Origin of the sequence: Rhodococcus sp. IEGM 1305 (assembly GCF_030058635.1) — a bacterium.
GTDB classification, from domain to species: Bacteria; Actinomycetota; Actinomycetes; order Mycobacteriales; family Mycobacteriaceae; genus Rhodococcus_F; species Rhodococcus_F opacus_D.
The window spans coordinates 54069-77730 of the sequence record NZ_JASHKX010000022.1 but is presented as its reverse complement, the minus strand read 5'-3'; the positions used below and the strand labels follow the sequence as shown (position 1 = coordinate 77730).

The 23662-nt window shown below is 67.0% G+C and carries 18 protein-coding genes; 13 read left to right on the top strand and 5 right to left on the bottom strand.

The annotated features are described in order from the left end of the window. Positions 1-45: 45 nt before the first annotated feature. The gene (locus tag QM693_RS25380) at positions 46-1530 is read left to right on the top strand and encodes a multicopper oxidase family protein (RefSeq protein ID WP_283333842.1); all 1485 of its coding nucleotides are present in this window, start codon (positions 46-48) and stop codon (positions 1528-1530) included. 10 nt (positions 1531-1540) lie between these two features. Here QM693_RS25380 and QM693_RS25375 read toward each other — a convergent pair whose 3' ends face one another. After that, complete coding sequence (locus QM693_RS25375; protein ID WP_164059869.1) at positions 1541-2479, bottom strand: AraC family transcriptional regulator; 939 nt, start codon at positions 2477-2479, stop codon at positions 1541-1543. A 165-nt stretch (positions 2480-2644) separates the two neighbouring features. Here QM693_RS25375 and QM693_RS25370 point away from each other — a divergent pair, with 165 nt between their 5' ends. Continuing rightward, on the top strand, positions 2645-3205 hold the full coding sequence (locus QM693_RS25370; RefSeq protein ID WP_164059868.1) for a flavin reductase family protein: 561 nt from the start codon (positions 2645-2647) through the stop codon (positions 3203-3205). 24 nt (positions 3206-3229) lie between these two features. Then, positions 3230-4846 carry a 4-hydroxyphenylacetate 3-hydroxylase family protein gene (locus QM693_RS25365; protein ID WP_007297195.1) on the top strand — a complete coding sequence of 539 codons (1617 nt, stop codon included), beginning with the start codon at positions 3230-3232 and terminating at the stop codon, positions 4844-4846. Positions 4847-4868: 22 nt separating this feature from the next. Here the strand turns inward: QM693_RS25365 and QM693_RS25360 are convergent, their stop codons facing one another. Further along, a complete protein-coding gene (locus tag QM693_RS25360; RefSeq protein WP_005562308.1) occupies positions 4869-5816 on the bottom strand; it encodes an AraC family transcriptional regulator in 948 nt (315 codons plus the stop codon). 218 nt (positions 5817-6034) lie between these two features. Here QM693_RS25360 and QM693_RS25355 point away from each other — a divergent pair, with 218 nt between their 5' ends. From QM693_RS25355 to QM693_RS25325, 7 genes are all read left to right on the top strand, one after another. Next, positions 6035-7246 (top strand): cytochrome P450, encoded by a 1212-nt coding sequence (locus tag QM693_RS25355; protein WP_283333838.1) that lies wholly within the window; start codon positions 6035-6037, stop codon positions 7244-7246. 2 nt (positions 7247-7248) lie between these two features. Further along, positions 7249-8244, top strand: coding sequence for a 2Fe-2S iron-sulfur cluster-binding protein (locus tag QM693_RS25350; RefSeq protein ID WP_283333837.1), 996 nt, complete (start codon positions 7249-7251; stop codon positions 8242-8244). Between the two features lie 182 nt (positions 8245-8426). Then, complete coding sequence (gene benA / locus QM693_RS25345; protein ID WP_283333836.1) at positions 8427-9803, top strand: benzoate 1,2-dioxygenase large subunit; 1377 nt, start codon at positions 8427-8429, stop codon at positions 9801-9803. A 14-nt stretch (positions 9804-9817) separates the two neighbouring features. After that, complete coding sequence (benB, locus tag QM693_RS25340) at positions 9818-10327, top strand: benzoate 1,2-dioxygenase small subunit (protein ID WP_005258735.1); 510 nt, start codon at positions 9818-9820, stop codon at positions 10325-10327. Between the two features lie 36 nt (positions 10328-10363). After that, positions 10364-11899: a benzoate 1,2-dioxygenase electron transfer component BenC gene (gene benC, locus QM693_RS25335; RefSeq protein ID WP_283353730.1), complete on the top strand. Its 1536-nt coding sequence runs from the start codon at positions 10364-10366 to the stop codon at positions 11897-11899. Then, positions 11896-12690: a 1,6-dihydroxycyclohexa-2,4-diene-1-carboxylate dehydrogenase gene (locus QM693_RS25330; protein ID WP_007297188.1), complete on the top strand. Its 795-nt coding sequence runs from the start codon at positions 11896-11898 to the stop codon at positions 12688-12690. The genes benC and QM693_RS25330 overlap by 4 nt, the downstream gene beginning before the upstream one ends. 54 nt (positions 12691-12744) lie before the next feature. Further along, entirely contained in the window at positions 12745-14097 is a 1353-nt protein-coding gene (locus QM693_RS25325; protein WP_280780451.1) for an MFS transporter, read from the top strand. On the opposite strand, the gene QM693_RS25320 is transcribed toward QM693_RS25325, so the two are convergent. Together QM693_RS25320 and QM693_RS25315 are read right to left on the bottom strand one after the other, a co-directional pair. Beyond that, entirely contained in the window at positions 14073-15140 is a 1068-nt protein-coding gene (locus tag QM693_RS25320; protein WP_283353749.1) for a 2-oxoacid:ferredoxin oxidoreductase subunit beta, read from the bottom strand. The two genes, QM693_RS25325 and QM693_RS25320, sit on opposite strands and share 25 nt — an antisense overlap. A 5-nt stretch (positions 15141-15145) precedes the next feature. After that, the gene (locus QM693_RS25315) at positions 15146-17080 is read right to left on the bottom strand and encodes a 2-oxoacid:acceptor oxidoreductase subunit alpha (protein WP_283353729.1); all 1935 of its coding nucleotides are present in this window, start codon (positions 17078-17080) and stop codon (positions 15146-15148) included. Positions 17081-17202: 122 nt separating this feature from the next. On the opposite strand from QM693_RS25315, the gene QM693_RS25310 reads away from it, so the two are divergent. Both QM693_RS25310 and QM693_RS25305 read left to right on the top strand, forming a co-directional pair. After that, complete coding sequence (locus QM693_RS25310) at positions 17203-19905, top strand: helix-turn-helix transcriptional regulator (RefSeq protein WP_283353728.1); 2703 nt, start codon at positions 17203-17205, stop codon at positions 19903-19905. Positions 19906-20008: 103 nt separating this feature from the next. Beyond that, positions 20009-20845, top strand: coding sequence for a class I SAM-dependent methyltransferase (locus QM693_RS25305; protein ID WP_280780454.1), 837 nt, complete (start codon positions 20009-20011; stop codon positions 20843-20845). A gap of 96 nt (positions 20846-20941) precedes the next feature. Here the strand turns inward: QM693_RS25305 and QM693_RS25300 are convergent, their stop codons facing one another. Next, positions 20942-22219 carry a hypothetical protein gene (locus QM693_RS25300; RefSeq protein WP_283353727.1) on the bottom strand — a complete coding sequence of 426 codons (1278 nt, stop codon included), beginning with the start codon at positions 22217-22219 and terminating at the stop codon, positions 20942-20944. A gap of 121 nt (positions 22220-22340) precedes the next feature. On the opposite strand from QM693_RS25300, the gene QM693_RS25295 reads away from it, so the two are divergent. After that, a complete protein-coding gene (locus tag QM693_RS25295; protein WP_283353726.1) occupies positions 22341-23657 on the top strand; it encodes an HNH endonuclease in 1317 nt (438 codons plus the stop codon). The last annotated feature ends 5 nt before the right edge of the window (positions 23658-23662 follow it).

The following is a 23662-nucleotide window of genomic DNA, read 5'->3' as shown; positions in this document are numbered from 1 at the left end:
GAGTAGCGTCACGGGAAACGGTCTACCCGCGGAAGGAGCGGGGGGATGCCTGGGAACCGTCCACTCGACGTGCAGTTGTCCCGGCGGCGGGTGCTGCAGTGGGGAGCCGGAGCGGCACTCCTCGGGCTCACCGGGGCCTGCGCCCGAACCGACGACACCGAGGCCCCGATCGGACCCGACTCTCCGGAGGTGCGCGCGTTCGCCGAGGCCGAGTCCCGGCGATTTCCCGGCGGGAGGCCGGTCGCCTACGAGCTCTCCGCGACACAGTCCGATGTCGACCTCGCAGGTAAACGCACTGCTGCGTGGCTGTACAACACGCAACTGCCGGGCCCGATCCTGCGGGCGAACGTCGGGGACAGGGTCCAGGTGCGGTTTCGCAACCAGCTGCCGGATTCCACCACCGTGCACTGGCACGGGCTGGCCATCCGCAACGACATGGACGGGGTCCCGGATGTCACGCAGGCTCCGATACCGGCGGACACAGAGTTCGTCTACGACTTCATCCCGCCCGACCCGGGCACATACTGGTACCACACGCACGGCGATCTCCAGCGCGGCCGAGGGCTGTACGGGGCTCTGATCATCGACGATCCCGGGGCTCCCGCGAACTACGACGCCGAGTTCGTCGTCGTGCTCTCCGACTGGTTGACCGACCGCACGCCGTCGCAGGTCTTCGACGAACTCCGCGGCGGGCGGATGACGTCCATGCCCGAGATGACGTCGCGCGTGCTCGGCGGTGACTCCGGCGACGTCCGGTACCCGGTGTACCTCCTGAACGGGAAACCCCCCGGCGATCCGGCCGTCTTCACGGCACGGCCGGGGCAACGCGCCCGTATCCGGCTGATCAACGCGGGCGACGACACCGCGTTCCGGGTCGCGCTGGGTGGCCACCGGCTGACCGTCACTGACACGGACGGTTTCCCCGTCGAACCGGTCGACACCGACTCGGTGCTGATCGGCATGGGCGAGCGGTACGACGCCGTCGTCACCCTGCAGGACGGGGTGTTCCCGCTGGTCGCGGTCGCCGAGGGGAAGGGCGCGCAGGCATTCGCGGTGGTGCGCACCGGCGGCGGCGCAGCCCCCGATCCCGCCGTGGCGCCCCGTGAGCTGGGCGCTCCCCCACTCACCGTGGCCGACCTGCGTGCCACCGACGCCGTCCGGCTACCCGTCGTCGACCCGGGTGTCACACTGGAGGCGTCGCTCGGCGGCGACATGAAGCAGTACGTGTGGACGGTGAACGGCAAGGCCTATCCCGCCCACACCCCGCTGACCGTCCACCGGGACCAGCGAGTGCGGCTGGTCTATACGAACCCCACGATGATGTTCCACCCCATGCACCTGCACGGGCACACGTTCGCCGTCGCCCGGTCGGACGGCTCCGGACCGCGGAAGGACACCGTGATCGTGCTCCCCGGGCAGACCGTCGCCGCCGACGTCGACACGACCAACCCTGGCCAGTGGATCACACACTGCCACAACGACTATCACCTTGCCGCTGGCATGGCGACGATCTTCTCCTATGTGAGCTGACGCCGGACCGTCAGCCCCGGAGCGCTTCCGAGGGCGCCACGCCGTACTTCCGGCGGTACGCCGCCGCGAACCGACCGGTGTGGGTGAAACCCCAGCGCATCGCGACCTCGGCGACCGTCGGTGAACCGTCCGCGCGCAGCAGGTCGTCGTGGACACGTTCGAGCCGGACGTCCAGCAGGTAGTCGCGGGGGCTCACCCCGACGTACTCCTGGAATCCCTCCTGCAGGCGGCGGACCCCGACACCCGCGATCTCGGCCATCTCGGCCGCCGTCCACGCCCGTGCGGGATCGGCGTGGATCTCGTCGATGACGCGCTTGACGATGCGCGGCCGGGTACCGGCACCGGCCGTCTCGTCGTCCGGGATCGCTGCCAGGACCAGTGCCGTGGTGACCGCCCCCGACAGTTGCTCGGCGACGAGGGGGTTGGTGTAGATGCCGTCCGACCGCAGCATCTGGTCGAGCAGCGACCGCACCAGAGCCAGCCAGCTGGCACCGTTCTCGCTGGTCAGATCCAACTGCGGGGGCAGTCGCAGTCCCGGCCGCGCCAGGATCCGCGCCATCTCACGATGCAGGTAGTCGCGGTCGACGCGCACGCCGATGATGGAGCAGTCCTTGCTCCAGTCGGTGATGAGCGTCGTCGTGTCGGGCGGGCATATCGTTCCCGCCCCGGGCACGGACGACACCTCGTGCTTGCCGGTCACCGATTCCAGATGCCCCGACAGCGGCACGTTGATCGCATACGCGCCGGGGTGGTCCGACTGGATCGACACGTCCGCGCCCCAGCCGATGTGGGTGATCTTCACAGGCCCGAGTTCCACCGCCTCCGCGACGGTATTGCCCGCGTTCGACCTGTTCAGCGGGGTCAGCCGGTGCGGGAAGTACACGTCCGACACCACGTGCGACGCTTCGTCCCAATCTTCGGGGCGAATCAGCTTGGACGCGGGCTGCATGGCACCAGTGTGACTACGGACACCTTCGATTGCAATTTTCGGCGTGATCCAAGTCACCGCGCAAAGCGGATCACCTCCGCGCTCAGCGGATCGACGCGCCGTTCCCACGGTCGTACTTTCGTCCGTACCTCATCAGCGCCCCGGACAGGAAGGGAGGCTCCGACCATGGAGCAACGCGAACTCCGGAACATTTTCGGGCAGTTTGCCAGCGGAGTCACGGTCATCACGTGCGCCAACTCCGAGGGCCTGCCGCACGGAGCGACGGTCACCGCCTTCACCGCCGTCTCGATCGAGCCGAGACTGTGCCAGATCACCCTGACCCGAAAGTCCAAGGCCTGCAACTACTTGAGCAAGGCACCCTTCGCCGTCAACATTCTCGCCGCCGACCAGGTGGACACCGCGATGCATTTCGCCGGGCGACCGCAGAACCCCGAACCCGTGTGGGCCGACGGGCCGACCGCCCCCATCATCTGCGGTGCCGCCGCCACGTTGTCGTGCCGGCCGTGGGCCGAGTACGACGGTGGCGATCACATCATCTTCATCGGTGAGATCGTCACGGCCGAATCCAGCGGCAAGGACCCGCTGCTGTTCTACCGGAGCACTTTCCACGACCTCGGCTCACCGTCCGCGTCGGCCGCATGGAACGGATCGATGGACGATCCGAACAACGGCTGGTTCGACTCCACCACCTCCTTCACCCCGTTCCATCTTCAGCCCGTCAACTGACCGCCCGATCCGAAAGGACATTCCATGACCACCACCGAAAGCGCTCCCGAGACCGCGCTCGACCCGACGAAGGTCAACCCGGCCGCAGACTGCGAAGCCAACCGCACCGCCAACTTCGCGTCGCGGCCGATGACCGGTGACGAGTACATCGAGTCGCTGCGCGACGACCGTGAGATCTGGTTGCACGGCGAGCGCGTCGAGGACGTCACCACCCATCCGGCGTTCCGCAACCCCATCCGGATGACCGCCCGCCTCTACGACTCGATGCACACGGGCGAACACGTCGACAAGGTCACCACCCCCACCGACACCGGCAACGGCGGCGTCACGATGCCGTTCTTCAAGGCGCCGAAGTCCTCGGACGACCTGCTGAAGGAACGCGACGCCATCGCCACCTGGGCGCGCATGACGTACGGCTGGATGGGCCGGTCGCCCGACTACAAGGCCTCCTTCCTCGGCACCCTGCATGCCAACAAGGAGCTGTACTCGCCGTTCCAGGACAACGCCGAGCGCTGGTACAAGGAATCGCAGGAAAAGGTCCTGTACTGGAACCACGCGATCATCAACCCGCCGGTCGACCGGCAACTCCCGCCCGACGAGGTCGGCGACGTGTTCATGAAGGTGGAGAAGGAAACCGACGCCGGCCTCATCGTCTCCGGCGCCAAGGTGGTGGCCACCGGCTCGGCCATCACCAACTACAACTTCATCGCCCACTACGGCCTGCCGATCAAGAAGAAGGAATTCGCCCTGATCTGCACCGTCCCGATGGACGCACCGGGCGTGAAGCTGATCTGCCGGTCCTCGTTCACCCAGAACGCGGCCGTGATGGGCACCCCGTTCGACTACCCGCTGTCGAGCCGGATGGACGAGAACGACACCATCTTCATCTTCGACAAGGTGCTCGTGCCGTGGGAGAACGTCTTCATGTACGGCGACGTCGACAAGATCAACGGCTTCTTCCCGCAGTCCGGATTCCTGCCCCGCTTCACCTTCCAGGGCTGCACCCGTCTCGCCGTGAAGCTCGACTTCATCGCCGGCATGCTGATGAAGGCCCTCGACGCCACCGGCGCGGGCGGTTTCCGCGGCGTGCAGACCCGCGTCGGTGAGGTCATCGGCTGGCGAAACCTGTTCTGGTCACTCACCGAATCGATGGCACGCAACCCCGAGCCGTGGATCGGCGACACCGTCATCCCGAAGCTCGAGTACGGCCTCACGTACCGCATGTTCATGATCCAGGGCTACCCGCGCATCAAGGAGATCATCGAACAGGACGTCGCGTCCGGCCTGATCTACCTGCCCTCGAGCGCCCGCGACTTCAAGAGCCCCGACGTCCGGCCGTACCTGGACAAGTACGTCCGCGGCTCCGACGGCATGACCGCCGTCGAACGCGTCAAGATCATGAAGGCCCTGTGGGATTCGATCGGCAGCGAGTTCGGTGGCCGCCACGAACTCTACGAGCGCAACTACTCCGGCAACCACGAAAACGTCAAGGCGGAACTGCTGTTCGCCGCCGAGAACCGTGGCGACGTCGCCTCCATGAAGGGCTTCGCCGAGCAGTGCCTGTCCGAATACGACCTCGACGGCTGGACGGTCCCCGACCTCATCGGCAACGACGACGTCTCGTACTTCGGCAACAAGTAACCGCACAGCCGCGCAATCCCCGTCAGAAGCGAATCAGCTCTGACGGGGATTTGCCGTACCGCCGGCGGTACGCGGCGGAGAACCGGCCCGCATGGGTGAACCCCCACCGGGCAGCGACCTCGGAGACCGTGACACCGGGTTCCAGTGCCCTCAGGTCGGCGTCGGCGCGACTCAGGCGGATGTCGAGGAGGCATTCCGACGGGCTGCGCCCGACGTACTCGCGAAACCCTTCCTGCAACCGGCGGACGCTGGTACCCGCCAACTCGGCCATGTCTGCTGCCGTCCAGGCGCGGGCTGGGTCGTCGTTGAGGCCGTCGAGCACTCGCTTGACGATTCGCGGTCGGGGTGCGCCCCCGCGCACCTCCTCGTCGGGCGTGACGGCCAGGACGAACGCCGAGGTGATCGCGCCGGCGAGCTGTGGGCCGACCACCGGGTTGGCCAGGAGGTCGGCCGGCTCCCGCAGTTGCGCGGTCAATGAGCGCACCAGACGAAACCAGCTGTGTCCCGGGGCCTCGGTGAGATCGATCTGCGACGGTAGGTGCAGCCCGGGCCGCAGGTCGGAGCCGAGGATCCGGTCAGCCTCCTGCTCGAGGTAGGCGCTGTCGAATTTGACGCCGAGCACCGAGCAGTCGCCGCTCCACCGGGTGATCAAGGTCGGCTCGTCCGCCCGGAAGACCGTGGCCTGACCGGGCCGCGACAGCACCGTGTCGCCCTGCGAACAGGACTCCAGCGAACCGGACAGCGGAATGTTGATCTCGTACGCATCCGGATAGTCGCACTCGATCGACACGTCGGCACCCCAGCCCAACCTCCCGAGAGTGACGGGGCCGAGGTCGACGGTCCGCATCGACAGCTTCATCGCTCCATTCGGCGACAAGTCGGTCAACGTGTGGGGAAAGTACGCACCGGCCACCGCCCTCGACGCCGCATCCCAGTCCTGGGTTTCGGTGATCGTCGATGCCATCGTCATGCACCTGCCTCACTGAAGAATCGTTCCGACCTCATTGAAACCGTGTCGTCACGCCCAGTCGAGGATAACTGAGACCGCAATCACAAGTAGTCGCGCAGATGGTCCAGAGACCGCGCAGAGTGGCTAGACCACCCTCGTACGACGGCCTACCTTCTTCCTCACCCCGCTCACACAACGAAAGTTGTTTCCGAGCAGTTGCTTTGAATGAGGAGATTCAGATGACCGCCACCCTCTCTTGGATCGACGAGATCACGATGACGGAACTCGAGCGCAACCCGTACCCCGTCTACGAGCGGCTGCGTGCCGAGGCGCCGCTGGCCTACGTCCCGGTCCTCGGCTCGTTCGTCGCGACCACCGCCGACTTGTGCCGCACCATCGCCAACAGCCCCGACTTCGAGGGAATCATCACCAAGGCCGGCGGCCGCACGTTCGGTCACCCTGCGGTGATCGGCGTCAACGGCGAGATCCACCGCGACCTCCGCTCGATGGTCGACCCCGCACTGCAACCGTCGGAGGTGGACCGCTGGGTCGACGGACTCGTCCGCCCCATCGCGCGTCGCTACGTGGAGCAGTTCGAGAACGACGGCAAGGCCGATCTGGTCTCGCAGTACTGCGAACCCGTCAGCGTGCGCGCACTCGGTGACCTGCTGGGGTTGAACGACGTCAGCTCGGACACGTTGCGTGACTGGTTCCACCGGCTGTCGAACTCCTTCACCAATGCCGGGGTGGACGCGGACGGCGAGTTCACGAACCCGGAGGGATTCGTGCAGGGCGACGAGGCCAAGGCAGAGATCCGGGCCGTCGTCGATCCGCTCATCGACAAGTGGATCGTCGAACCCGACGACAGCGCCATCTCGCACTGGCTGCACGACGGCATGCCCGAAGGGAAGGTCCGCGACCGCGAGTACATCTACCCCACGCTCTTCGTGTACCTGCTGGGCGCGATGCAGGAACCCGGCCACGGCATGGCGTCGACGCTCGTGGGCCTGTTCACCCGCCCCGAGCAACTGGAGGCCGTCATCGACGAGCCCGCGCTGATTCCGCGGGCGATTTCCGAGGGAATGCGCTGGACCTCCCCGATCTGGTCGGCGACCGCCCGCATCAGCACCAAGGACGTCACGCTCGGGGACGTGTTCCTTCCCGAGGGATCCGTGGTCCTGTTGTCCTACGGTTCGGCCAACCACGACGCCGCCGTCTACGACGCCCCCTCCGACTACGACATGACGCGTCCCCCGCTCCCCCACCTGGCGTTCGGTTCCGGCAATCACGCGTGCGCGGGCATCTACTTCGCGAACCACGTCTGCCGCATCGGCCTGGAGGAACTGTTCGAGGCGATCCCGAACCTCGAACGTGACTCCGGCGCGGACGTGGAGTTCTGGGGCTGGGGTTTCCGCGGCCCGACCGCCCTCCGGACCACGTGGGAGGTGTAGCCGTGACCTTCACCGTCTCGGTCTCCGCGGACAGGGTGGAATGCCGCCCCGACCAGCCGCTTCTGGACGCCTTCCTCCGGGGCAGCGTGTGGATGCCGAACTCTTGCAACCAGGGCACGTGCGGAACGTGCAAGCTGCGGGTCGTATCGGGGGAGGTCGACCACGGCCTGTCGCCCGAACACACGCTGACCCGGGCCGAACGCGAGCAGGGGTTTGCGCTGGCCTGCCAGGCGACCCCGTGCAGTGACACGGTGGTGGAACGCCTGGACACGGCACCGGCGGGCACCGTCCACGCACTGCGAGACGTCGTCGGCACCGTGAGCGCGATCGAGGACGTCGCCCGTGACACGCGGCGGGTTCTCGTCACGCTCGACAGCCCGCTCGAATTCTCCGCGGGGCAGTACGTCGAACTGCGAGTACCCGGCACCGACCACCGCCGCCAGTACTCGATGGCGAACACGCCGGGCGAGTCGAAACAGCTCGAGTTCCACATCCGCAGGCAGCCGGGCGGAGTCGCGACGGACGGTTGGGTCTTCGGCACGCTGTCCGTCGGCGAGCGCGTCGAGATGGCGGGGCCGCTCGGGGACTTCCGGCTCGATCCGGAGGACGCGGGTCCGATGATCCTGCTGGGCGGCGGAACCGGGCTCGCCCCGCTGAAATCGATGGTCCGCCAGGCACTCACGTCGGCTCCGGACCGCGCGATCCACCTGTATCACGGCGTGCGCGAGGAGTCCGACCTCTACGATGTCGACCTGTTCCAGGAGTGGGAGCGGGCGCACCCGGGCTTCCGGTACGTGCCGTGTCTGAGCGACCAGTCGTGGTCCGGGCGGTCCGGTTACGTCACGGACGCGTTCGTGGAGGACTTCGACACCTGTCGCGGATACTCCGGGTACCTGTGCGGGCCGCCGGCGATGGTCGACGCCGGCGTCAAGGCATTCAAGCGCCGGCGTATGGCTCCGCGACGCATCTTCCGGGAGAAGTTCACGCCAGCCGTGTGAAGTCGGCCCGCGTGCGCACGCCGAGGCCCTCCGAGCCTCGGCGTGCGCATGCCGAACACGTCCTAGTCAGTACTCGGTAAATGCCTAGTGTGATGCAGCGCACAGGCTGCAAGAGTGGGATTCATTGCCGGACCCGGGCGCCCTCGCAGGGCGCAAGCCCCCCGGAGATCTTGGAGGATCCCATGACTGAAACCCTGTACACAGCGCCGTCCGACGGCGTGCGCGCCAAGCTGGCCGACGCGCTCGTCGAGGACGCGGAAACCGGTCGCTACCAGGTGCGACGAAGCGTTTTCACGGACGAGGACCTGTTCGAACTCGAGATGAAGCACATCTTCGAGGGCAACTGGATCTACCTGGCCCACGAGAGCCAGATCCCGAACGTCGGCGACTACTTCACCACGTACATGGGCCGCCAGCCGATCGTGATCTCCCGCAACAAGGAGGGTGAGCTCAACGCCCTGGTGAACGCGTGCAGCCACCGCGGCGCCATGCTCTGCCGGCGCAAGACGGACAACCGGACCACGTTCACCTGCCCATTCCACGGCTGGACGTTCAACAACTCCGGCAAGCTTCTCAAGGTCAAGGACCCGCGTGAGGCCGGCTACCCGGAACAGTTCAACAAGGACGGCTCCCACGACCTCACCAAGGTCGCGCGGTTCGAGAACTACCGCGGATTCCTGTTCGGCAGCCTCAACGCCGACGTCCCGCCGCTCGAGGAACACCTCGGTGACACCACGAAGATCATCGACATGATCGTCGACCAGTCGCCCGACGGCCTCGAGGTCCTGCGCGGTGCGTCCACCTACACCTATGACGGCAACTGGAAGCTGCAGACCGAGAACGGTGCCGACGGCTACCACGTGTCCGCTACCCACTGGAACTACGCCGCGACCACGTCACGTCGGGAGTCCGGCGAGTCCACCAACGCCACGAAGGCGATGGACGCCGGCAAGTGGTCGAAGCAGCAGGGCGGGTACTACTCGTTCGACAACGGTCATCTGCTGCTGTGGACCAAGTGGGCGGACCCCGCCAACCGTCCCCTCAACGAGCGCCGTGACGAACTCGTCGCCCAGTACGGCGAAGACCGCGCCGATTGGATGATCGGTGTGTCCCGCAACCTGTGCCTGTACCCGAACGTGTACCTGATGGACCAGTTCGGTTCGCAGATCCGGCATTTCCGTCCGATCTCCGTCGACAAGACCGAGGTCACCATCTACTGCATCGCCCCCAAGGGTGAGAGCCGCACGGCACGCGCCGCCCGCATCCGCCAGTACGAGGACTTCTTCAACGCCACCGGCATGGCCACCCCGGACGATCTCGAGGAGTTCCGCTCCTGCCAGAAGACGTACCAGGCCGGCGCCGCACCGTTCAACGACCTCAGCCGCGGTGTCACCCACCAACTCCAGGGCCCCGACGAGGGTGCGAAGAAGATCGGCATCAATCCCATCTCCAGTGGTGTGAAGACCGAGGACGAGGGCCTCTACCCGATCCAGCACGGCTACTGGGTGCAAGCGCTCACCAAGGCGCTCGACGCCGACGTTGCCGCGAACAACCGCTGAGGGAGACGAGAAACATGACCGCAGTAGCCGAAAGCACTGTCACCCAGCACGACATCGAGCAGTTCCTCTACCGTGAGGCCCGCTACCTCGACGACCGCGAGTTCGAGAAGTGGATCGAGTGCTATCACCCCGACTCCGAGTTCTGGATGCCGGCGTGGGCCGACGACGGTGACCTGACCACCGACCCGATGACCGAGATCTCACTGATCTACTACGCCAATCGTGGTGGCATCGAGGACCGGGTGTTCCGCATCAAGACCGACCGGTCGAGCGCGACGAGCCTTCCGGAACCCCGCACCGGTCACAACATCTCGAACGTCGAGGTCACCGACCGTCGCGGCGAAGTCGTAGATGTCCGGTTCAACTGGTTCACGCTCTACTTCCGGTACAACACGGTCGACACGTACTTCGGGAATTCGTTCTACACCATCGACTTCTCTGGTGAGCAGCCTCTGATCCTGAAGAAGAAGGTCGTGCTCAAGAACGACTACATCCACCACGTGGTCGACATCTACCACATCTGATTTCTTCCCCATTCTTCGCGAATCGAGCTGTTTTCCATGACTTTCCAAGTTGCACTGAGTTTCGAGGACGGGATCACCCGCTTCATCAAGTGTGACGGCGACGAGACGGTCGCCGACGCGTCCTACCGCGCGCGCATCAACATTCCCCTCGACTGTCGAGACGGGGCGTGCGGCACCTGCAAGTCGCTCTGCGAATCCGGCACGTACGACGGCGGCGACTACATCGAGGAAGCGCTCACCGACGAAGAGGCGGAGCAGGGCTACTGCCTTCCGTGCCAGATGATGCCGGAAAGTGATCTGGTGCTGCAGATCCCGACGACGTCCGACGTCGCGAAGACCGCCGCAGGCACGTTCACCTCGACGGTCACCGAGATCCGTAAGTTCTCCGACACGACCATCGGGTTCACGATCGAGATCGCGAACCGCGACGACCTGGTTTTCCTCCCCGGCCAGTACGTGAACATCACCGTTCCCGGGACCGAAGCGACGCGCTCGTACTCGTTCAGCACCGGACCCACGTCGACGGAACTGTCGTTCCTGGTCAAGATCACCGACGGCGGCCTGATGTCGGAGTACCTGCGTAGCCGCGCACAGGTCGGCGACACGCTCGAGTTCACCGGCCCGATGGGAAGCTTCTTCCTGCGTGAGCAGAAGCGTCGCGCCCTGCTGCTGGCCGGCGGCACCGGGCTGGCCCCGCTGCTGTCGATCCTCGACAAGATGCGCACCGACGCCGCCGACCACCCCGTGCACCTGGTCTACGGAGTCTCGTCCGACGCGGACCTGGTGGAACTGGACAAGCTCGAGGAATACACGAAGTCCCTGCCCCAGTTCACGTTCGACTACTGCGTGTCCGACCCGGAGAGCAGTGCACCGAACAAGGGGTACGTCACCGGACTGTTCGAGCCCGCACACCTGAACGACGGCGATGTGGACGTGTACCTGTGCGGTCCGCCTCCCATGGTCGAGGCGGTGCGCGACCATCTGAAGTCGGAGGGCGTCACGCCGGCGAACTTCTACTTCGAGAAGTTCAACAACGCCGCGACACCGAGTGGCGCCGACGCGTCCGCACCGCCGGCCGACGCCGTCGAGGCGGCCCCCGAGTACGAGATCGGTGAGGAACACCAGCCGCTGTCCGAGTCGGACGCACAGTTCGACGCCCGCATGGCGCTCGAACTCGGTGCGATGGAACTGACCATCGGCCGGATGACGAAGGAACAGCTGTCCGAGTACCGGATCCTCGCCGAGACCTCCTGCGAATCGATCGAGAACGACCACCTCACGGACGCAGGCGCCTTCACCGACACCAACGCCGCCTTCCACGAATTCCTGTTCCGGTGCACCGCCAACGACGTGCTGCTCGAGGCGTACAACCGCCTGGAGGTCACGCAGCTCATGACGAAGGTGCTCCGCACCGCGGACTGGGTGGACGAACACATCCAGCACGACCACCTCGACATCGTCACCGCGTTCGAGAACGGCGACCGGGCCGCCGCCCACGACCTGATCGTCAGCCACAGCGCGCACGCGAAGGCCACCATGTGCCGCGCCATCGAGAGGAGTGCCGTCGCATGAGTGGACTCGTCACTCCGCATCGCTTCGACGGCAAGGTCGTCGCGGTCACCGGCGCAGCGCAGGGCATCGGCCTGACGGTCGCGACCCGACTCGCGGCCGAGGGTGCGTCGCTGATCCTGATCGACCGCGCCGAACTCGTCCACGACGTCGCGAAGGGGTTGCGCGAGAACGGCACCGACGCGCACAGCATCACCGCCGATCTGGAACAGTTCGCCGACGCCGAGGCGGCGATCGACGAGGCGCGGCAGCAGCACGGCCGGCTCGACGTGCTGATCAACAACGTCGGCGGCACCATCTGGGCCAAGCCGTACGAGCACTACACGGCGGAGCAGATCCAGGCGGAGGTGCAGCGGTCGCTGTTCCCGACCCTGTGGACGTGCCGCGCCGTCCTCCCCCACCTGATCGCGCAGCAGTCGGGCACCATCGTCAACGTGTCCTCGGTGGCCACGCGGGGTGTCAACCGCGTGCCCTACGCGGCGTCGAAGGGCGGCGTCAACGCCCTCACCGCCTCCCTGGCTCTCGAAGCCGCACAGTACGGAATCCGCGTGGTCGCCACCGCACCCGGCGGCACCGAGGCGCCCGCTCGCCGCGTTCCCCGCGGCCCCGGCGCGGAGACCGATCAGGAAAAGGCCTGGTACCAGCAGATCGTCGACCAGACCGTCGACTCGTCCCTGCTGAAGCGGTACGGAACGCTGGACGAGCAGGCCGCGGCCATCGTCTTCCTCGCCTCCGACGAGGCCACGTACATCACCGGGACGGTACTGCCCGTCGCCGGTGGCGACCTCGGCTAGCAGCCCACAGATCTCGAAACGGTTCCCCGTCACACCCACCGAGCGGAGATCACCATGAACCCATCCACCACCCCCGATACCTGGGCGAGTCCGAGACACCGTAGTGCCGTCACGTGGGTCGTCGCGATCGCCACGATCGCGATCATCTTCGACGGCTACGACCTGGTCGTGTACGGCACCATCCTCCCGACGTTGATGAACGATCCCGGCCAGCTCGGCGAGATCTCCGCGCAGCAGGCCGGTGCATTGGGCTCGTACGCGCTCATCGGTGTCATGGTGGGCGCACTCACCGCCGGCGCTGTGGGCGACTACCTGGGCCGGCGGCGGATGATGCTCGTCAACATCGCGTGGTTCTCCATCGGAATGGGGCTCGCCGCGTTGGCCACCAACGTCACCATGTTCGGCCTGCTGCGATTCTTCACCGGCATCGGGGTCGGTGGCCTCGTCGCCACCGCCGGTGCGATGGTGGCGGAGTTCGCACCTCCCGGAAAGCGGAACCTGTACAACGCCATCGTCTACAGCGGCGTCCCCGCCGGCGGGGTGCTCGCCTCCCTCCTCGCGATCGTTCTGCGCGACACGATCGGCTGGCGCGGCCTCTTCTGGATCGGCGCACTGCCCATCGTGATCCTGCTTCCGCTGGCTCTCGTGAAACTGCCCGAGTCGCCGAAGTGGCTCGTCGCCCGCGGCCACGAGGACAAGGCACGCCGCATCTCCGAACGCACGGGCATCCCGATGCCCGACGCCGACGAGATCGCCGCGGAACGGGCCTCCGTCGAGAAGGTCGGCTTCGCCGCACTCGCGACCCACCGTTACGCCTGGGGCACTGCGCTTCTCGGAATGATGAGCTTCTCCGGCCTCCTGCTCACCTACGGCCTCAACACGTGGCTTCCGAAGATCATGGAAGACGCCGGTTTCAACGCGAAGGGTTCGCTGTCGTTCCTGCTCGTCCTCAACGGCGGCGCGATCCTCGGCGGTCTGATCGCCTCCAAGGTCGCCGACGGCATCGGACCGCAACGCGTCGTCGCCACGACGTTCGGTCTCGCCGCGCTGGCCCTGATCCTCCTGACGCTCGGCTTCCCGCTGCCCGTGCTCCTCGCGTCCGTCGCCGTCGCCGGAGTCGGCACCATCGGCACGCAGGTCCTGATCTACGGCTTCGTCTCCAACTACTACTCGACGTCCGCGCGCGGCGCCGGGGTGGCCTGGTGCGCCGGTTTCGGCCGACTGGGCGGCATCTTCGGCCCCCTGATCGGCGGCGCACTGATCAGCGCCGGCATCAGCAGCCAGGTGGCGTTCTACGTCTTCGCGGGCATCGCCGTCCTGGGCGGGATCGTGACGTTCTTCGTTCCGCGCGCACGGGTCACCCGCGCCGCGCCTGCGGCCGCCTACTCCACCGTCCAGGTGTCGTGACCGGTCAGCAGTCGCTGCAGCGAGCCGTCGTCGACGGGGTCCTTCTCCCGCGCGATCTCGTTCTGCAGGCGCACCATGTCGTCGTACGTGTCCCGTGTGACGCTGCGGAACACACCGGTCACGGTGTGGGTGAGGTCCTGGTCTGAGAGCCTCGACAGTGCGTACGCGTAGTCGGGGTCGTCGGTGTGGGCGTCGTGCACGACGATCTCGTCCAGGTCGACGTCTGCGGTCGCGACCACCTTCAGACCGAAACCCGATCGGACGACGCAGTATTCGCCCGCTCCGCCGAAGACGATCGGCTCGCCGTGGGTCAGCGGGATGAGGCGCTGCTCGGAACCGTCCTTGCGTAGGACGTCGAACGAGCCGTCGTTGAAGATCGGGCAGTCCTGGTAGATCTCCACGAACGACGTGCCGCGGTGGGCCGCCGCCTGCCGCAGCACCTCCGTCAGCCCCTTGCGGTCCGAGTCCATGGCGCGGGCCGCGAAGGTGGCCTCGGCTCCCAGCGCGAGGGACAGCGTGTTGAACGGGTGGTCCACCGATCCCAGCGGCGTCGACTTGGTGACCTTGCCGACCTCCGACGTCGGCGAGTACTGCCCCTTGGTCAGCCCGTAGATCCTGTTGTTGAACAACAGGATCGTCATGTTGACGTTTCTCCGCAGGGCGTGGATGAGATGGTTGCCCCCGATCGACAGTGCGTCGCCGTCGCCGGTCACCACCCACACCGACAGGTCGGGGCGCGTCACCGCGAGACCCGTCGCGATGGCAGGCGCACGACCGTGGATCGAGTGCAGGCCGTACGTGTCCAGGTAGTACGGGAACCGGCTCGAGCATCCGATACCGGAGACGAACATCAGATTCTCGCGTCGGAGTCCCAACTCCGGCAGGAAACTTCGGATCGTGGCGAGGATGACGTAATCGCCGCACCCCGGACACCAACGGACCTCCTGGTCCGACGTGAAGTCCTTGGCCTTCTGCGGTTCGTCGGTCCTCGGCACGTGCGCGGTGGCGCTCAGGCCCAGATCCGCACCGACACGACTGATCATCCGTGTCACACCGATTCCTCCTGCCGGGGTCCGGTCGATCGGTAGGTCGCCGACGCGAGCGCGTCGGCGGTCTTCGCGAGCTCGTGCTCACGCAACGTTCCGGCCAGCGCGGAATCGATCACCTCGTGCAGTTCGTCGCCGAGGAAGGCGAGCCCCCGCACCTTGGTCACCGAGTGCACGTCCACGAGGAACCTCGCACGGAGGATCATCGCGAGCTGGCCCAGATTCATCTCCGGTGCGACGACGGTCCCGTAGCTGCGCAGCACCGCACCGAGATTGGCGGGCAGCGGGTTGAGGTTGCGCACGTGCACGTGGGCCACCTTCTTGCCCTCACGGCGAGCACGACGGCAGGCCTCACCGATGGGTCCGTATGAGCTGCCCCACCCGACGAGCAGCAGGTCGGCCTCACCCGAGGGGTCGTCGACGACCGCGTCGGGAACGGCGATTCCGTCGATCTTGGCCTGGCGCAACCGCACCATGAGGTCGTGGTTGGCGGGATCGTAGGAGATGTCGCCGCTGCCGTCGGCCTTCTCGAGTCCGCCGATGCGGTGTTCGAGCCCGGGCGTTCCCGGTATCGCCATGGCACGGGCGAGCGTCTCCCGGTCGCGGGCGTACGGTGCGAACTCGCCGTCCACCGGTGGTGCCGTGTCGCAGCCGGGGTCGATCCGGTCCATTTCGGACACGTCCGGGATGGCCCACGGTTCGCTGCCGTTCGCGATGGCGCCGTCCGACAGCAACAGCACCGGTGTGCGGTACGTGAACGCGATCCGGGCGGCGTCGACCGCGGCATCGAAGCAGTCCGCGGGTGAGCACGGTGCGATCACCGCGACCGGCGACTCGCCGTTGCGTCCGTACATCGCCTGCAACAGGTCCGACTGTTCGGTCTTCGTGGGGAGACCGGTGGACGGGCCACCACGCTGGACGTCGATGACGAGCAGCGGGACCTCCGTCATCACCGCCAGCCCGATGGCTTCGCTCTTCAACGCCAGTCCGGGTCCGGACGTGCTCGTCACGCCGAGCGCGCCCCCGATCGACGCGCCCAGCGCCGCGCCTATTCCGGCGATCTCGTCCTCCGCCTGGAACGTGGTGACGCCGAGATTCCGGTGCTTGCTCAGCTCGTGCAGGATGTCCGATGCCGGGGTGATCGGATAGGTGCCGAGGAAGACGTCCCGCGACGCCAGCCGTCCCGCCGTCACCACCCCGTAGGCCAGGGCCGTGTTCCCGGTGACCTGGCGGTACGTGGCCGATGGGAGCGTCGCCGCGGACACCTCGTAGGTGGTCGCGAAACTCTCCGTCGTCTCCCCGTAATTCCATCCGGCCTTGAACGCAAGGAGGTTGCCCTCCGCGATCTGCGGCTTCGCTGCGAACTTGGTCTGCAGGAACCGCTCGATGCTGTGGGTGGGACGGTTGTACATCCACGACAACAGTCCGAGTGCGAACATGTTCTTCGCCCGCTCGCCGTCCTTCCGGCTCAGTCCGGCGGGTTCGACCGCGCTGACCGTCAACGTCGACATCGCCACCGGATGCACCACGTAGTCCTCGAGGGAGTCGTCGTCGAGGGGGCTCGTGGCGTATCCGACCTTCGCGAGATTCCGCTTGGTGAACTCGTCCGTGTTCACGATGATCATGCCGCCCCGCGGCAGATCGTCCAGGTTCGCCTTCAACGCCGCCGGGTTCATGGCGACCAGAACGTCCGGGCGGTCGCCGGCGGTGAGGATGTCGTAGTCCGCGATCTGGATCTGGAACGACGACACCCCCGGGAGGGTGCCCTGAGGCGCCCGGATCTCGGCGGGGAAGTTGGGCTGGGTGGCGAGGTCGTTGCCGAACGCCGCCGCCTCCGACGTGAACCGGTCGCCGGTCAATTGCATGCCGTCGCCGGAGTCTCCGGCAAAGCGGATCGCCACCCGTTCCAGCTTCGTGGAGTTAACCTCCGTCGTCATGAATGCACCGAATCCTTCGACTCGTAGTCGTTCTGACCAGCAGCTTCTAACCTCACGGTACAAGCGTTCCCAGTTTTCGCCAGGAACACGCCGAAATCAGGCGTCGCGATACGGTGAGTGGTGTGAGTGCCCCAGGGAACATCGAGCTCGTCGGGCGTTCCCGCGAACTCGCCGAACTAGAGTCGATCCTGCGTGAGGCGCGCGAGAACGCGCCCGCCGTCGTGGTCGTCGAAGGCGTGCCGGGCATCGGCAAGACCAATCTGATGGAACACTTCCTCGCGGCACACCCCGACCTGCCGGCGTTCTCCGCGGTCTGCGCCCCGTGGGCGTCCGGCCATCCCTTCGGCGTCGCCGAACAGCTCCTCGGGGCGGCCGTGACGTCGGAGGACCCCGTCGACGTCGCCCGCGAACTCGTCGCTGCGGTGGATCCGCCTGCTGGTGACGTTCCGTTCGTCTTCGTGCTCGACGATGCGCACTGGGCAGACCTCGCCTCACTGCAGGCGCTGACCTCCGCCGTGCACCTGCTCGACCGACCGGCAATGATCGTCCTCGTCACGAACTCGGAACCTCCCGACGGTGTTCCCGCGGAAGTCCTCGACCTCCTCGACCGGCATCGCCGGCATCGGATCCAGGTCCGTCCGCTCGATGCGTCCGACACCCGAAGACTTGCGAATACCCTTGCGCATCTCGACCTTCCGGCCCCGGTGGCGCACCAGCTCGTTCAGCACACGGCGGGGAATCCACGGCACCTCACGCAACTTCTGCAGGAAGTCGACCCGAGCGCGTGGAGCCAGTGGCAGCCAGTGCTCCCGGTGCCCCGCACGTTCGCCGCGAAAGTGCAGTCACAACTGTCGGGGTGCTCGGCGCCTGCCCGGGCGCTCGTCGAATCGGCGGCGGTACTCGCCGGTAATCCTCGATTCGCCGACGCCGCCGCGCTCGCGGGCATCGAGCACCCGGTGGAAGCGCTCGACGAAATCCATCGGGCGGGCCTCCTCACCGTCGGTGAGCATCGCGGCGTGACCGTGCTGACCTTCCCGTCGCCGCTGACCCGGGCCGCCGTCTACCGCAGCCTCGGGCCCATCCGGCTGCGTGACCTGCACGATCATGCCGCACGGATCGTCGAGGACGAGGGCAGGCGACTGGACCATCGCGCCGCCGCGGCGCCGTTCGCCGATCCGGTGCTCGCGGACGAACTGGACACCTACTCTGCGCAGCGGGCAACCGTCGGGGCGTGGTCGGCTGTCGCGGACGCATTGATCAAGTCGAGCCGCCTCACCGCGGACCGCGGCGAACGCGAACAACGCCTCATCCGGGCCGTCGACGCCCTCGTCGGTGCCAGCAACCTTCCCCAGGCACTGGCGTTCGCGCCGGAGATCGAGAGCTTCCCCGAAAGTCCGTTACGCGACGCCGTACTCGGCTACCTCGCCATCCTCCGGGGACGACCCGCGGAAGCCGATCTGCTGCTCACCCAGTCGTGGACCGCATGCGACCCGGATACCGATCCGGCCACCGCCGCGCTGATCTGCCAGCGCCGCGTCCTGGACTCACTCGTCCGCTGGCACGGACCGGACCTCGTCGAATGGGCCGGGCGGGCCGTAGCTCTCGTCGATCCTGGCGATCCGTCGGCCGTCGAATCCGCGGCAATCATGGGACTCGGACTCGCCGCCACGGGTCAGATCGTGGAGGCACGGGCCGCCTACGACACGCTGTCCGCGAAGATCGCCCTCGGTGCCCAATCCCAGCGCTTCGACATGGCCAGAGGCTGGCTCGACCTGGCGCTGGACGATCCCGAATCGGCGCGTCAGGAACTCGAGAGCGCCGTCCCCACGGCCTTCCGGATGGGCTCGACCCGCATCTCGCTGTGGGCGCAGGCCTGGCTGGCGCGAACGCAATTCGCCCTCGGTGACTGGAGCGGCGCGATCGCCACGGTCGACCGTGCCGCACACCAACTCGAGGACGCCGCGCTCGACCTCGTCCGGCCCCTCGTGCACTGGACCGGCGCGCAGACACACGCGCTCCGCGGAAACTGGCCCGCCGCGCAGGAACACCTCCGCCTCGCGGCGGCGAGTTCGCACGACTACCCGATGATGTTCATTCCGTCCTCCCTGGCCCGCGCCCAATGCGCCGAAGTGCAGGCCGACTACGCCGCCGTGATCAGGGCGCTCGAGCCTCTCACCCGCCTGCAACCGCGGGAGGGCATCGACGAGCCCGGCTTCTGGCAGTGGCCCGACGTCTACGCGAACGCTCTCGTGATGGCCGGTCGCGTCGACGACGCGGACGCGTTCCTCATCCCGCACGAGGAACGCGCCGTGGAGCGCGGGCACCGGTCGGCTATGGCTCGCCTCGGTTACGCCCGCGGTCGCGTCGCCGGCGCGCGTGGCGACATCGATGCCGCCCGGGACGTGTTCGAGACGGCGTTGACGCACCTCGACACACTTCCCCTCCCCTACGATCGGGCACGCGTGAACTTCGCGTACGGCCAGACTTTGCGCCGGGCAGGCAAGCGGCGCGAAGCGGACGCCGTCATGCAGGCCGCCCGGGAGGGATATTTCGCGCTCGGTGCCACCTCCTACGTGCAGCGGTGCGACCGCGAACTCAAGGCAGGCGGCCTCAACCTCAAACGCAGCCGGTTCACACTCGAGGAACTGACTCCGCAGGAACGGGCCGTGACCGAACTCGTCGCCGGCGGAGCCAGCAACAAGGAGGCTGCGGGCGAACTGTTCCTGTCCGTCAAGACCGTGCAGTACCACCTGACCCGGGTCTACGCGAAGCTCGGCATCCGCTCGCGCAGCGAACTCGCCGCGCAGTTCCGCGACCAGGACTGACAGCCGAGGTGGCGGGAACCTACCCCGAGGGTGCCTGTTCGGGGCACCACCATCCGGCCAGGCTGGATCTCGACCGATGCAGCCGACCCACCGGAGTACCGAGATGGATGACACGATCGACGCAGTGCAAGCCGACCGCGACCTGAAGAACAAACACCGCGCCATGTGGGCTCTCGGCGACTACCCCGCCCTGGCCACCGACATCATCGCCGGCCTCGGGCCCGCCCTGGTCCGCGCCAGCCGGGTCAGGCCCGGCGACCGCGTTCTCGACGTCGCGGCAGGCTCCGGCAACGCCGCCATCCCCGCGGCACTGTCCGGGGCGAGCGTCGTCGCCGGTGACCTCACCCCCGAACTGTTCGACGCCGGACGCCGCCGTGCCGCCGAACTCGGAGCCGAGGTGGAGTGGCGCGAAGCCGACGCCGAGGCCATGCCGTTCGCCGACAACGAGTTCGACACCGTGCTGTCGTGCGTCGGCGTCATGTTCGCCCCGCACCATCAGGCGAGCGCCGACGAACTCGTCCGCGTCTGCCGACCGGGAGGAACGATCGGCCTACTCAGCTGGACCCCCGAAGGTTTCATCGGGCAGATGTTCGCAACGATGAAACCGTATGCACCCCCGCCCCCTCCGGGCGCGCAGCCTCCGCCACTGTGGGGTCGTGAAGAACACGTCCGGGCATTGTTCGGCCATCGCGTCACCGACATCGTGGCAACCCGGCACACCGTGCGCATCGATCAATTCCGGTCGCCCGAGGACTTCCGTGACTACTTCAAATCCCGCTACGGCCCGACCATCGCCGTGTACCGGAACATCGCTGACGACCCCGCCCGCGTCGCCGCGCTGGATCACGAACTCGCCGATCTCGCACGTCGTTTCGACCACGGCACCGGCAGCACCGTGATGAACTGGGAATACCTCCTCCTCACCGCACGGAAGTGGTAGCGAGGTCGACCACGATCGTCCTCTCGTTGCCCGGGTCGGCAGCGTCGTACCAGATCTTCGTCGTCTGACCGTCGACGACCGGTGCGTCGCTGCTGATCACGGCACGACGCCCGGTGTGGTGGCGATGAACTCGAGTTCCTCCAGTGTCAACGGCGACGCGGATCCTTCGGGCGCCGACGCGCTGACCACGACCTGCGCACCGGACGGCCGGGTGACCGACACGAAGGCACCGCCGTTCGACGGGTAGGCCGCGCGAACGATGACGGAACCGTCTTGCAGCGTTTCGGACTTCCTGTCCCGGTCGAGTTCCGACAAAAGTTGCTCGTGAGGCGACGGAGTATCCCTACCGCTCAGGAGCGCGATCTCGAGCCGACCGGAGCCGCCCCCGGATGTTGTCGTGAGCACCTCGCACACGTTGTCTCTGCCGAAATCCCCCGGACGCAGCGAACCGATCGGACGGTCCAGGGAGACGCCGGTGCTCGACACACCGGACCACCGCTCATCGAGTGCCCGATTGATGTCGGCAACGGCTCCCCGGGTCAACACGGGTCCCGTCCCGTTCGATTCGGTACTGCACGCACGCATCGGCGGCAACGTGCCCGGCGGAACCCCGGCTGCGACAGCCAAATCCGGCGTCGTCGCGATGGCAGTGAGGTCGTCGAGGGTCAGCGGGGTGCGGCCGGCGTGCCGGGTTCGGGCGTTCGGCTCCGTCGAGTCGCTGTCGTCGACTCTGGCGACGACCCTGGTTCCGTCCGGTAGGTACGCCACTACGTCGCGCTTCAGGTGTCGCACACCGTTGCTTTCGGCCCACGTTTCCTGCAAGTCGAGCACGGTGCCGTTCGGTAGCATTTCGCGCCGGTCCAATCCGCCGGCTACGCAAGGCGGCACCGGCCGATCCCACGCGCGGACATCGACTGTCAGCGTGCCGACCTGTCCGTCCCGGACCAGCGAGCCCCGAGCACTGGTCGACCCATTGAACAGTGCCGCGTCGACATCATCGGGCAACTGCGATTGTGCGATGTCATCGATCGGCTGAAACTCGAGCGACTCGCCGGGACTGGCGAACACCACGTCCACATCGGCGGGCAGAGATTGGATGACGGCGTTCGTCATCGCGGTCGCCTTCGGACCGGAAAACCATTGGTACTTCGCGTTGTAGTAGTCCTGTGACGGGGAATACGCGACGCTGAAGCGTCTCGGCTCCATGGGCGGCTCGACGACGTCGCAGCCCGGGATGCGCGAGTCGGCGGACGATTCTTCGGCAGGCTCGTTCAGCATGCCCGCGACCACGATCCCCACCGCCACCACCGACACGACCGCCGTCACGTCCATCCAGATGCTCTTGCGCCATTTCGACTCGACCCGCTGGGTCATCGCACTCCCCCTCCACCCCGACCATGCACACGTTACCCATTCGGCAACTTGGGTATTGCCCGGTCCGGAACGGGTTGCTAGAGTCGAACATGTATTCGAATGACCTTGGGGGAGGTTGGTTGTGGGGGCATTACTTCTCGAGGAATTGCGCGCGTTCACGGCGCGGTTGCAATGTGCCGAGGCGGCGAGTGGCGATGCGGGATTGGGCATCGATCTGCTCGACGCGATCGAGACGTTGAAGTCGGTCGGGTGCGCGGCGCAGGCGGTGATCACCGACGACGTCGCCACGTCTATCCGCGCGGACCGCAAGGCTGCCGGGTTGCCGCGGGCGGAGTGGGACCGCGGCATTGCCTCGCAGATTGCGTTGGCGCGCAGGGAATCCCCGAACCGTGGTGGTCGGCATCTCGGGTTCGCGCGGGCGTTGGTGCACGAGATGCCGCACACCCTGGCGATGTTGCGGTCGGGCCGGTTGAACGAATGGCGTGCCACGTTGTTGGTGCGGGAGACGGCGTGCCTGTCGGCGACGGATCGGGGCATCGTGGACCGTCGGTTGTGTTCGGACCCGGCCACTCTCGACGGGGTCGGCGACCGCGGGCTGATCGCGCGGGCGAAAGCGTTGGCGGTCGAACTCGACGCCGCGGCGGTTGTAGCCCGGCATCGCAAGGCGGTGTCCGAGCGTCGGGTCACGACACGGCCGGCGCCGGATTCGATGGCCTACCTCAGTGTGTTGATGCCGGTGGAGCAAGCAGTGTGCCTCCAGGCCACGTTGGGGCGGGATGCCGACAGTCTGATCGCGACCGGGAACAGTGGCGGCCGGACCCGCAATCAGCTGATGGTGGGCCTGTTGTTCGACCGCGGCACCGGAGCGTCGGTGGCGGCGGGGGTGCCGGTGGCGGTGAATCTGGTGCTCTCGGACGAGACCTTGCTGGCCGGTGGGCACGAGGCCGCGCAGTTGCAGGGGTTCGGGCCGGTGCCGGCGGGGATTGCCCGGCAACTGGTGGCCGAGGCCGTCGATAGTGGCACCGAGACGTCGTTGCAGCGGGTGTATTCGTGCCCCCAGTCGGGGGCGTTGACGGCGATGGAGTCCCGGTCGCGCACGTTCCCGAAGAGCCTGCGAAAGCTGATCGACCTCCGGGATCGGACGTGCCGGACTCCGTGGTGCGATGCGCCGATCCGGCATCACGATCACATCCGCTCACGCAGTAAATTGGGTAAGACCACCGCGCGAAACGGGTCCGGGCTCTGCGAGGCCTGCAACTACGCGAAGGAAGCACCGGGTTGGACAGCACGTCCCGTGAGCAGGCCCGGCGGCACCCACCTCATCGACCTCGGCACCCCGACCGGGCACCACTACCGATCGGCGGCCCCGCCGCTCCCGGCCGCGGCACGACAGTCGGAGGTCGAGGCGGTACTGATCGCACGCCTGCGTGCGTCGTGACAGCG

What these genes read in the sequence shown, in the direction of transcription:
- benB (WP_005258735.1), top strand. Translation starts at nt 9,818, where the DNA reads ATGACCGCAGTAGCCGAAAGCACTGTCACCCAGCACGACATCGAGCAG.
- QM693_RS25315 (WP_283353729.1), bottom strand. Translation starts at nt 17,080, where the DNA reads ATGACGACGGAGGTTAACTCCACGAAGCTGGAACGGGTGGCGATCCGC.
- QM693_RS25365 (WP_007297195.1), top strand. Translation starts at nt 3,230, where the DNA reads ATGACCACCACCGAAAGCGCTCCCGAGACCGCGCTCGACCCGACGAAG.
- QM693_RS25370 (WP_164059868.1), top strand. Translation starts at nt 2,645, where the DNA reads ATGGAGCAACGCGAACTCCGGAACATTTTCGGGCAGTTTGCCAGCGGA.
- QM693_RS25325 (WP_280780451.1), top strand. Translation starts at nt 12,745, where the DNA reads ATGAACCCATCCACCACCCCCGATACCTGGGCGAGTCCGAGACACCGT.
- QM693_RS25330 (WP_007297188.1), top strand. Translation starts at nt 11,896, where the DNA reads ATGAGTGGACTCGTCACTCCGCATCGCTTCGACGGCAAGGTCGTCGCG.
- QM693_RS25360 (WP_005562308.1), bottom strand. Translation starts at nt 5,816, where the DNA reads ATGACGATGGCATCGACGATCACCGAAACCCAGGACTGGGATGCGGCG.
- benC (WP_283353730.1), top strand. Translation starts at nt 10,364, where the DNA reads ATGACTTTCCAAGTTGCACTGAGTTTCGAGGACGGGATCACCCGCTTC.
- QM693_RS25380 (WP_283333842.1), top strand. Translation starts at nt 46, where the DNA reads ATGCCTGGGAACCGTCCACTCGACGTGCAGTTGTCCCGGCGGCGGGTG.
- QM693_RS25300 (WP_283353727.1), bottom strand. Translation starts at nt 22,219, where the DNA reads ATGACCCAGCGGGTCGAGTCGAAATGGCGCAAGAGCATCTGGATGGAC.
- benA (WP_283333836.1), top strand. Translation starts at nt 8,427, where the DNA reads ATGACTGAAACCCTGTACACAGCGCCGTCCGACGGCGTGCGCGCCAAG.
- QM693_RS25375 (WP_164059869.1), bottom strand. Translation starts at nt 2,479, where the DNA reads ATGCAGCCCGCGTCCAAGCTGATTCGCCCCGAAGATTGGGACGAAGCG.
- QM693_RS25305 (WP_280780454.1), top strand. Translation starts at nt 20,009, where the DNA reads ATGGATGACACGATCGACGCAGTGCAAGCCGACCGCGACCTGAAGAAC.
- QM693_RS25320 (WP_283353749.1), bottom strand. Translation starts at nt 15,140, where the DNA reads ATGATCAGTCGTGTCGGTGCGGATCTGGGCCTGAGCGCCACCGCGCAC.
- QM693_RS25355 (WP_283333838.1), top strand. Translation starts at nt 6,035, where the DNA reads ATGACCGCCACCCTCTCTTGGATCGACGAGATCACGATGACGGAACTC.